The organism is Sulfurimonas crateris (genome assembly GCF_005217605.1).
Classification (GTDB): Bacteria; Campylobacterota; Campylobacteria; order Campylobacterales; family Sulfurimonadaceae; genus Sulfurimonas; species Sulfurimonas crateris.
In genome coordinates this window covers 98,927-108,425 of sequence record NZ_SZPX01000008.1, presented here as the reverse complement: position 1 = coordinate 108,425, position 9,499 = coordinate 98,927, and the positions used below count along the sequence as shown (strand labels likewise).

General features: G+C 39.8%; 11 protein-coding genes. 4 read left to right on the top strand and 7 right to left on the bottom strand.

Features of this window, described 5'->3' with window-relative positions; translation table 11 throughout:
- Positions 1-6: 6 nt before the first annotated feature.
- Positions 7-252: an HP0268 family nuclease gene (locus tag FCU45_RS10800; RefSeq protein ID WP_137015161.1), complete on the bottom strand. Its 246-nt coding sequence runs from the start codon at positions 250-252 to the stop codon at positions 7-9.
- Positions 253-425: 173 nt separating this feature from the next.
- Between FCU45_RS10800 and nusA the strand changes: the two genes are divergently transcribed.
- On the top strand, positions 426-1,562 hold the full coding sequence (gene nusA / locus FCU45_RS10795) for a transcription termination factor NusA (protein WP_137015159.1): 1,137 nt from the start codon (positions 426-428) through the stop codon (positions 1,560-1,562).
- A gap of 4 nt (positions 1,563-1,566) precedes the next feature.
- Here nusA and FCU45_RS10790 read toward each other — a convergent pair whose 3' ends face one another.
- Positions 1,567-2,526: an ABC transporter permease gene (locus FCU45_RS10790; RefSeq protein ID WP_137015158.1), complete on the bottom strand. Its 960-nt coding sequence runs from the start codon at positions 2,524-2,526 to the stop codon at positions 1,567-1,569.
- Positions 2,527-2,666: 140 nt separating this feature from the next.
- Positions 2,667-3,860: a hypothetical protein gene (locus tag FCU45_RS10785; RefSeq protein ID WP_170175862.1), complete on the bottom strand. Its 1,194-nt coding sequence runs from the start codon at positions 3,858-3,860 to the stop codon at positions 2,667-2,669.
- 254 nt (positions 3,861-4,114) lie between these two features.
- Between FCU45_RS10785 and FCU45_RS10780 the strand changes: the two genes are divergently transcribed.
- Positions 4,115-4,585 carry a hypothetical protein gene (locus FCU45_RS10780; RefSeq protein ID WP_137015154.1) on the top strand — a complete coding sequence of 157 codons (471 nt, stop codon included), beginning with the start codon at positions 4,115-4,117 and terminating at the stop codon, positions 4,583-4,585.
- Between the two features lie 220 nt (positions 4,586-4,805).
- Here FCU45_RS10780 and fabI read toward each other — a convergent pair whose 3' ends face one another.
- Genes fabI through gap form a run of 4 tightly spaced genes read right to left on the bottom strand, consistent with a single transcriptional unit; the run spans position 4,806 to position 8,561 of the window.
- Positions 4,806-5,621, bottom strand: a complete 816-nt coding sequence (gene fabI, locus FCU45_RS10775) for an enoyl-ACP reductase FabI (protein WP_137015152.1) — start codon at positions 5,619-5,621, stop codon at positions 4,806-4,808.
- A gap of 22 nt (positions 5,622-5,643) precedes the next feature.
- Positions 5,644-6,351: a triose-phosphate isomerase gene (locus FCU45_RS10770; protein WP_137015150.1), complete on the bottom strand. Its 708-nt coding sequence runs from the start codon at positions 6,349-6,351 to the stop codon at positions 5,644-5,646.
- Between the two features lie 3 nt (positions 6,352-6,354).
- A complete protein-coding gene (locus FCU45_RS10765; protein ID WP_137015148.1) occupies positions 6,355-7,554 on the bottom strand; it encodes a phosphoglycerate kinase in 1,200 nt (399 codons plus the stop codon).
- Between the two features lie 8 nt (positions 7,555-7,562).
- Complete coding sequence (gene gap / locus FCU45_RS10760) at positions 7,563-8,561, bottom strand: type I glyceraldehyde-3-phosphate dehydrogenase (RefSeq protein ID WP_137015146.1); 999 nt, start codon at positions 8,559-8,561, stop codon at positions 7,563-7,565.
- 65 nt (positions 8,562-8,626) lie between these two features.
- Between gap and nadD the strand changes: the two genes are divergently transcribed.
- Both nadD and rsfS read left to right on the top strand, forming a co-directional pair.
- Entirely contained in the window at positions 8,627-9,175 is a 549-nt protein-coding gene (gene nadD, locus FCU45_RS10755; protein ID WP_137015144.1) for a nicotinate (nicotinamide) nucleotide adenylyltransferase, read from the top strand.
- Entirely contained in the window at positions 9,160-9,495 is a 336-nt protein-coding gene (gene rsfS, locus FCU45_RS10750) for a ribosome silencing factor (protein WP_137015142.1), read from the top strand. Before nadD ends, rsfS begins: the two co-directional genes overlap by 16 nt.
- Positions 9,496-9,499: the final 4 nt, after the last annotated feature.

The following is a 9,499-nucleotide window of genomic DNA, read 5'->3' as shown; positions in this document are numbered from 1 at the left end:
AGATTCTTAGTTTATGATGTGAACTTGGTACATATACTCGTTATCTGCAAGTCCGTATTTAACTTCGTTCATATAAAAACTTTTTCCTTTTGCCTCAAAATAGTCCTGAAGCTCTAAAAGATCTTTGTGTGAATTTTCTCTGTCAAAGTAAAAGATTGCGCTCTCCTGCTTCTCTAACGCAGCCTCTATCTTTTCTAGTTCCGCTTTTTTAGGTTTTACCGTAATATCTGTTCTTGCAAACTTTAAATCCATAATCTATCCTTATATCAATGCTATATTTTCTTGCATTATAGTAAAACTCTACTAAAAATCGCATTAAAGCTAATTTTATGACTATTTTTGGTACAATCACACTCTTCATAAGAAATCCCTAAAAATATTTTTAACACTGTTTTTTATGAGACAATTTTGTACAGGACAGAGTAATGGAAAAAATTCTAGATATAGTTGAAGCAATAGCACATGAAAAAGGTCTTAAACCTGAGAAGGTAAAAGAGGCACTAAAAACAGCATTTATTCAAACCGCAAAAAGAGTCATAAACTCAAAATTTGCCTTTGAAGCGGTAATAAACAGCCAGACAAAAACTCTTGATGTTATTCAGACAATAACGGTAGTTGCAGACGATGACGAGAGATTAAAAGATGAAGAGACGGCTCCTGCATATATCTCTATAACAGAGGCTAGAGAGTATGACGATCAGGTAGAACTTGACGATCAGCTTCAGATCCCGCATGACTTGGAAGAGTACGGAAGAACTGCCGCTTCATCACTTCACCGTGAGATAGAGTACCATATTCAAAGACTTATTGAAGATGAGATTTTTAACAAGTATAAAGCTAAGATCGGGACACTCGTTACCGGCAGAGTAACAAGAGTGGACAACAACAACGCGACATATATAGATGTCGATGAAGTCCGTGCGGTACTTCCAATGAAAAGCCGTATAAAAGGCGAAGTTTTCAAAGTTGGAGACCATCTAAAAGCTGTTGTAAGACGTGTAAATATGGACAAAGAGAACGGCATCCAAATTGAGCTCTCACGTACCTCTCCAAAATTTCTAGAGGAGCTTTTGGCACTTGAAGTACCTGAGATAGCAGACGGTACGGTTATTATAGAAAAGAGCGCGCGCATTCCCGGTGAAAGAGCTAAAATAGCGCTTGTAAGCATGCACCCGCAAGTTGATGCAGTCGGTGCGACTGTCGGTGTAAAAGGTGTCCGTATCAATGCCGTAAGCCAAGAGCTTATCGGTGAAAATATAGATTGTATAGAGTATACGAGTATTCCTGAGCTTTTCCTATCAAGAATTATGAGTCCTGCTATCATATCTGCGGTTGAGATCGTAAAAGATGAGAACGGTGAGGCCGAGAAAGCTATCATCACGCTCTCAAGTGATCAAAAATCAAAAGCTATCGGTAAAGGCGGTATAAATATACGTCTTGCTTCTATGCTTAGCGGTCTAAATATAGAGCTTGTAGAGAGTGACAAATCTGAGCAAGATGGCAGTGAGAGCAGCAGCGAACAAAAAGAGAGCGTTGACGCGTTAGCGGCTCTGTTTAACTAGCCAACTACTCTCTTGACATATAAGGATTTAGCTTCAAAAGGAGCATATCCGCTATCATATTGCCTAAAAGAGTCAAGAACGCCGTTATCATCAAAGTGCCCATTATTATAGGGTAGTCACGGCTCAGAGCGCTCATATAAAAGAGCTGCCCCATCCCCTCTATCCCGAAAATAGACTCCAAAATAACACTTCCGCCTATAAGCCCCGGCAAAGAGAGCCCCAAAAGAGTGATTATCGGCGGCAGAAGATTTGGAAGTATGTAGTAGCGAAGAAGCTCTTTTTTACCCAAACCGCGGGAGAGTGCGAAGTAGTAGTAGTCGCTCTTTAGTATCTCCAGCGTGAGAGAGCGGATATAGATTATCATACTTCCAAGCCCCACAAATATCATAACCCCTACAGGCAAGACCAGATGCCACGCCATATCAAGATAGTAAGCGACTCCCTCTTTTGGCTCTACGGAGTGCAGACCAGAGATAGGAAACAACCCCAAGGTCAAAGAGAAAAAGATTATAAAAAGAAGTGCCAGGTAAAACGAAGGCATAGAGAACGATACAAGAGATATCTGGCGAATGATGTAGTCACTCTTTTTCTCATAACTAAGTGCCGCTTTTATACCTAAATAGAGAGATATTACAAATACGGCAACAAGCGCGCTTATATTCATAGTTAATGTTACGGGGAGGCGCTTTAGTATCTCGGCACTTACATCCTGACCGCTTACAAAAGAGATGCCGAAATTTAGGCTAAAGATGTTTATAACCCAGTCTGTATATTGCTGCGACAGAGGTTTGTCAAGACCGTATACGGCTTTTAGCGCGGCTATTGCCTCGTCCGTCATATTCGGGTTTAATTCACCTGCTCCAAAAAAGCTGTTGGGCGCGGCATGGATCGCCAAAAAAGAGATAACGGAGATAAGAAGAAGCATGAAAAGTATATATGCCGTTTTTTTAATTAATCTGTTCATTGAAAAAAATTATAGCTAAAAAAGATCAAAATGAGACCTACTCATCTTCACACAAAACAGGAAAGGAGAAGATGAGGAGGGCTCATTCCCCCGGAAGGAGGTCGGGGAAGATGAGCTTATAAAAGGGTGTATGGCAGTGATTAGAAATTGTATGTTAGATAAACTTGAAGATGATTAGTATCATAATCTGTCGTAGCAGTTTCTTCATTATCCATAATAATTGCTAAAGTAGTGTCCAATGGACCAAATGATTTTGTAGCAGTTAGAGCTATCTCAGTAACTTCTGAATCATTTGCAGTTCCAGTAACATCTATATCAGCAAAGTAGTAACCTGCAAGCAGATCAATACCTGCAACAGTTCCCTCTGCAGTTATAGAATAAGAATCTGCACCAGTTGCAGAAACAGCACCGTAAGTCCACCACATCTCTGTGTAAAGCTTAGACTGACCTGTAGTCGTTGCAACATTTCCAAGACCGATAGTACCTTCTTCATCAACAGATGAGTATGCAACTTTTACTGTAGCTACATCTTTAGCTTCATATCCTAACATTACTGCAAATGCCTCATCGTCTTTGTTAGTATCAGTTAATTTAGTAGTATCTATCTGAGCATATTGAGCACCAGCTAGGATGCCACCAATATTTACATCAGCCTGTAACCAGTATGCTTCTGCCATCTGCTGAAGGCTGTAGTACCATGCAGAGACTGTCAATGGCTTGATTGAGTTATTTACAAGACCTGCAACATAAACGCCGTCTTGAGCAAAAGTATTAAACTTTCCACCCTGTGCCATATAGCCAGCCTGTGCAGCGTCAATAGCATTTATAGTAACATTAGTAGTAACATCATCAGCAGAACCGTTTGACTTACCTACCCATGCACCTACCAATGTCGTATCTGGAATGCTTTGGTTGATTACAACTGCAGCTTCAAAAGTATTTTCATCAATTCCCCAAGTCTCAGTAAACGCTAAAGGAGTATCAAGTGCTTGACGACCTACTTTTAGAGTAGTGTCAAATGCAGAACCTGCAACCCATAGCTCACCTATATACATTGCGTCATCTAACTGATAACCACCAGAGAAGCCAGCAGGAGTATTCCCTGTTACGCCGTGAACATTCGACCAAGTGTTACTTACAAGGTTGCTCTCTAAACCTAAAGTAGTTATAAAAGTACCTTTTACACCTGCAGATACACCTTTAGTAAGATCTGTAGTCAACTCTAGGTTAACAGCAAGGTCGCCATAAGCACCATCAGCATCAAAAAACGATGTCTTACCGTCAGTTGATTGTGATAAATCATTTGTTAAATCCGTAGTATTGTCAGCATCCATTGTTCCGTAGAATAATTTTACGTCACCAGAAACTTTTGTGTTTTCAATTGCAAATGCAGTTGAACCTATTAGCATTGCTGCTATTAAACTTAATTTTGTTAATCTCATCTCGTTTCTCCTAGTTTTAATATTGTCAACAGTTTGTCAATATATTGTCATCATAATGTCATATAAAACTTTAAATTAAGTTTAACTTACACCAATAAACTAATATTTTTTGCCATATTGTTATTTATTTTCTGTATACTTACATTATGAAAAACATAATTATGACAATATTGGCAGTTACACTCTTTAGTGCATGTAGTAAAGTGGATGGTGCGAACCCATCTCAGAACCAAGCACTAAACAGCGTTGCCGGGAAAAAAGAGAAAAAAAGTGGCTATATGCAACAAGCACTGGACAACTGGTTAAAGAATGAGTGGGAACCGATCGTCGCAGGAACTGAGGCTCCTACCGGAGATACAAAAGTTAAAATCATCCCAAATGAGGACGGCTCTGCAAAACTTGTAGAGAGTGATACAGGCGTAGTTTTAAAGGAGCTCACTGCCCAGCAGGTAGAGAGACAAAAAGAGGTACAATCTAAATATAAGGAAGAGGATAGAGCATTTACTCTGCAAGAGTATGTAGATAAAATGTCTGTTTACAACGCTACTCACATAACAGATGAGAAGAATTCACACGTAAACAAGATAAGTTCTATGCCTGTAATAGGTAAGAATTAATTCTGCTATAAAAACCATATTCCAAAAAGGAATATGGCGCTATCTTAAATCGATTTTGCGCTTACATTAAATAGCCGATCTCTCCTTATCTGCAAAAATTGAAGTTGCAAGCAGTACAGAAAATAGATTAGAAATCAGGCAGTTTATTGAAGAAAATTTAATAGTGTTCTTTTAAAGGCTAAAGCAAAGAAGCTTAAGACTTTAAAATGTTTGTTTGCAGTTATCTAGCATCCCAAGAGAGAACAGTTTTGCCATCCTTCTCCTCGGCAGCAGCCATACCCATGATGTTATATCCTGAGTCTACATAGTGAACTTCTCCCGTAACACCTGAAGCCAGGTCACTTAAAAGATACATTGCAGAGTTGCCAACCTGCTCGATCGTCACATTTCTCTTAAGCGGCGCATTTGTCTCATTCCAATTAAGGATCTGCTTGAAGTCACCTATCCCCGCAGCTGCAAGTGTTCTGATCGGTCCTGCCGAGATAGCGTTAACTCTCTGACCTTTTTTTCCAAGCTCTACTGCCATATATCTTACAGTTGATTCAAGTGCCGCTTTTGCAACGCCCATTACATTGTAATTTACTATATATTTAGGTCCGCCCAAATATGAAAGTGTCAATACAGAAGCATCATCTGCTAAAACAGACTCTAAGCGGTTTGTCAGATCTATCAAAGAGTAAACTGAAATATCCATAGCAATTTGAAAAGCCTGTTTTGTAGTTTTCATAAAAGGTTCGCTTAATGCCTCTTTTGGAGCAAATGCAACAGAGTGAACCAAGAAATCGATCTTGCCGAAATCTTTCTCTACAAGTGAAGCGATATTAGCCATATGCTCTTCGTTTGATACATCAAGCTCATACACTTTATCACTGCCAAAAGATGCAGCCAACGGTTCAACTCTCTTTTTAAGCGCATCGTTTAAGTATGTAAATGCCAGCTCGGCACCCTGCTCATGACACGATTTTGCTATCCCGTACGCAATTGATTTATCATTTGCCAAACCTACTATTAAACCTCTTTTGCCCTTCATTACCATATTATGTATATCTCCTGTTATTTTATTTACTCAATGATTGCGCATACTCGCACATCGTACAAAAATGCTCCGCATAAAGCGCTGCACTGCCTACTAAAACACCGTCAACTCCATCAAGAGCCAAAACTTCCGCCGCGTTTGTCACCTTAACACTTCCGCCGTAAAGAAGAGGAGCTGATGATTTTTTCTTCAGCTCTGCATGTATCGCTACAATATCTTCATTTGTCGGAGTAAGTCCTGTTCCTATCGCCCAAACAGGCTCATAAGCTACGATCAGGTTTTCGTATAAAGCATCTATCCCCTCATACTGAGCAGATATATACTCCATCATACTATCAAACCCTGCTTCTCTTATCTCTAAAGGCTCACCAACACAGTAGATGATCTTAAATCCAAGCTCTTTATAGAAGTTGAACTTTTTTACAAGCTCCTCTTGAGTCTCGCCGATTATATGTCTTCTCTCGCTATGACCGATAAGAATAGTTTTTATGCCAAACTCTTCTAACTGCTCATAACCGATCTCGCCCGTAAATGCACCGTTTGTTGTAGGATATGCATTTTGAGCACCTACGACCACGGCTCCGGAATGTGAATTTAGACTTGATGTTGCAGGAAAAACAAAAACTTCCTCAGAGATGCTGTTTTTGCTTAAAAAACTCTCTACTTCTGCTATATATTTGGCAGTTTTCTCTCTTGTGAGATTTGTTTTTAAATTTGCTGCAATTATCATACTCTAATCCTCTTTTATCATCAAAGATGCTACGCCCGGTAAAATCTTACCCTCAAGCAGTTCCAGAGATGCTCCGCCGCCTGTTGAGATAAATGTCATCTCATCATCAACGCCGATTCTCTGAACCAGATCAGCCGTATCACCACCGCCTACAACGGTTGTTGCATAGCTGTCAGCTACAAAGTGAGCTATCTCATTTGAGCCTCTTGCAAATTTATCCATCTCATAAACGCCCATAGGACCGTTCCACAGAACAGTCTGAACATCGCCTAATACCTCTTTGTAAAGTCTGACCGTAGCAGGTCCTATGTCAAGACCCATCCATCCAGCAGGGATCTCCTGAGAAGATGTTATCTTTATAATAGAGTCTTCCGCGAACTTCTCTGCTGCAACAACATCCACAGGCAGGTAGAATTTTACGCCAAGTTTTTTTGCCTCATCCATAATGTGTCCTGCATCTTCGAGCAGGTCATCTTCTACAAGCGAAGCACCTATATCGTGCCCAAGCTTTTTTAAGAACGTAAACGCCATACCGCCGCCGATCAGGATCTTGTCCACTCTTGGCAGAAGGTTGATAAGCGCTTCAAGTTTGCCCGAAACCTTTGAGCCGCCTACTATTGCCGCAAAAGGACGTACAGGGTTTTGTATCAGTTTGCCAAAAAACTGTATCTCTTTTTGAAGCAAAAATCCCGCTGCTTTATGGTTGTTATCAAAAAAGTGTGTTATTCCCTCAACGGATGAGTGGGCACGATGGCTCACTCCAAATGCGTCGTTTATGTAAAAATCAGCCATAGAAGAGAGTTTTTTTGAGAGCTCTTTGTCGTTCTTTGTCTCACCATCTTCATAACGAAGATTCTCTAAAAGCAGAACCTCTCCTTGTCTCAGAGCCGCTGCTTTTGATAGCGCATCTTCACCCACCACATCTTTTGCCAAGATAACTTCTCTCTTTAGGAGATGCTGAATTCTTCTAGCTACGGGAATCAGTGAATATTTCTCAACTACCTGTCCGTCAGGACGTCCAAGATGAGAACCGAGCACAACGGAACAATCTTGATCGAGACAGTAGTTTATGGTAGCAAGAGCAGAGCGTATACGGCGGTCGTCTGATATATTTCCAAACTCATCCATCGGCACGTTAAAATCGCATCTGATAAATACTTTCTTGCCTGCTAAATCTAAATTCTTAATATTTAATAGTTCCAAATTCTATCCTATTTACTGATATGAAGAGCCATATCTAAAAGTCTTGTCGAGTATCCCCACTCATTGTCGTACCAAGCCATAACTTTGACCATATTGCCGTCAATTACCTGAGTAAGATCCTCTGCTACTATAGAGCTGTACTCGCATCCGACGAAATCTTGAGAGACTCTCATCTCCTTGTCTATAAGAATGATTCCTTTAAGAGCTCCATCTGCAGCTTTGTTAAATACAGCCGTCACTTCCTCTTTTGTAGTGTTTTTCTTAACGATAACGTTAAGGTCAACCATAGAGACGTTAGGTGTCGGAACACGAACGCTCTGCCCGTGAAGCTTACCTTGAAGCTGAGGAAGAACCAGACCAATTGCCTTTGCAGCACCGGTAGTTGTCGGGATCATATTGATAGCTCCCGCACGTGCGCGGCGCTTATCTTTTGAGTGTTTCACATCCAAAATATTTTGGTCGTTTGTATATGAGTGAATTGTCGTCATAAGACCTTTTTCTATCCCAAAAGCATCATCAAGTACTTTAGCTATAGGACCAAGACAGTTTGTCGTACATGAAGCATTAGAGACTATGTTTTGTCCAGCATAAAGATGCTCGTTTACGCCAAGAACAAACGTAGGAGTGTCATCTTTTGCAGGGGCCGAGAAGAGAACCTTCTTCACGCCGTTGTCGATATGAATCTGAGCATCTTTTTTACTCAAAAACACGCCCGTACACTCCAAAACCATATCTGCACCGCACTCGGCAAATTTTAAGTTTTTTGGATCTCTGTCACTAAAAACTCTTATATTTTTACCGTCAATAGTAATGTTCTCATTATCGATCTGCACTACTTCGCTCTTAAATGTTCCATGAACAGAGTCGTTTTTAAGAAGGTAGAGCATCATATCTATACTTGCCATGTCGTTTATTGCTACGATCTCTACATCATCTCTTGTTGCAGCAATACGAGCTACACAGCGACCGATTCTACCAAATCCGTTAATTGCTATTTTTAGTGCCATTATATTTCCTAATAAAATAAAAATTGGGCAATTTTACCTAAACTTAGTTATAATTCGCTTTAAATATGGATACAATCGCACTTTTTGGCGGCTCTTTTGACCCGCCGCATATCGGTCACGAGGCAATAGTTAAGGCTTTGATAAATTTCAAAGAAATTGAAAAAGTTATAGTAATGCCGACTTATCTAAATCCGTTTAAGTCAACTTTTTATGCTCCTGCCTCTCTTAGAGTAGAGTGGTTAAAAGAGATATTTAAAGAGTATAAAAATGTTGAAATTTCAGAGTATGAAGTTTTACAAAAAAGAGCGGTCTCATCAATCAAGAGCGTTAAGCACCTTTTAGAGAGCTATAGAAAAATATATCTTGTAATAGGTGCGGACAACCTCTTTTCGCTTCATAAATGGGACAGATATGATGAGCTAAAAGAACTGGTGACGTTTATAGTAGTCCCAAGGGACAATATTGAGATACCAGAGCAGTTTTTAAGACTTGATGTTGATGAAAAAATATCATCGACCAATCTTAGAGAGTGCATTGAGATCTCAAAACTGCCAAAAAAGTGTGCAAAAGAGATATATAATTTTTACAAGGAAAACAGTTGCAAAACAGAATAGAAAAAATAACCGAAGTCTTAGATAAGAACAAAGCGGAGAACATAGAGGTTTTTGACCTAAGAGAGAAAAACTACTTTGTCGATTACGCGGTCATCGCATCATCTCTTGGATCAAAACATACACTAGCGCTTTTGGACCATCTAAAAAATGAGCTAAAACCTGCAGAAAAATTTGTAAACGTTGATGAGAGCAGTGACTGGGTTGTTGTCGATATGGGTGATATTCTTATCCATATCATGACCCCTGAATACAGAGTAAAGTATGACATGGAGAGCTTTTTAAGCTCTCTTGCAGAAGGTAAAGAGGGTATGCCTCTTTAAAAAA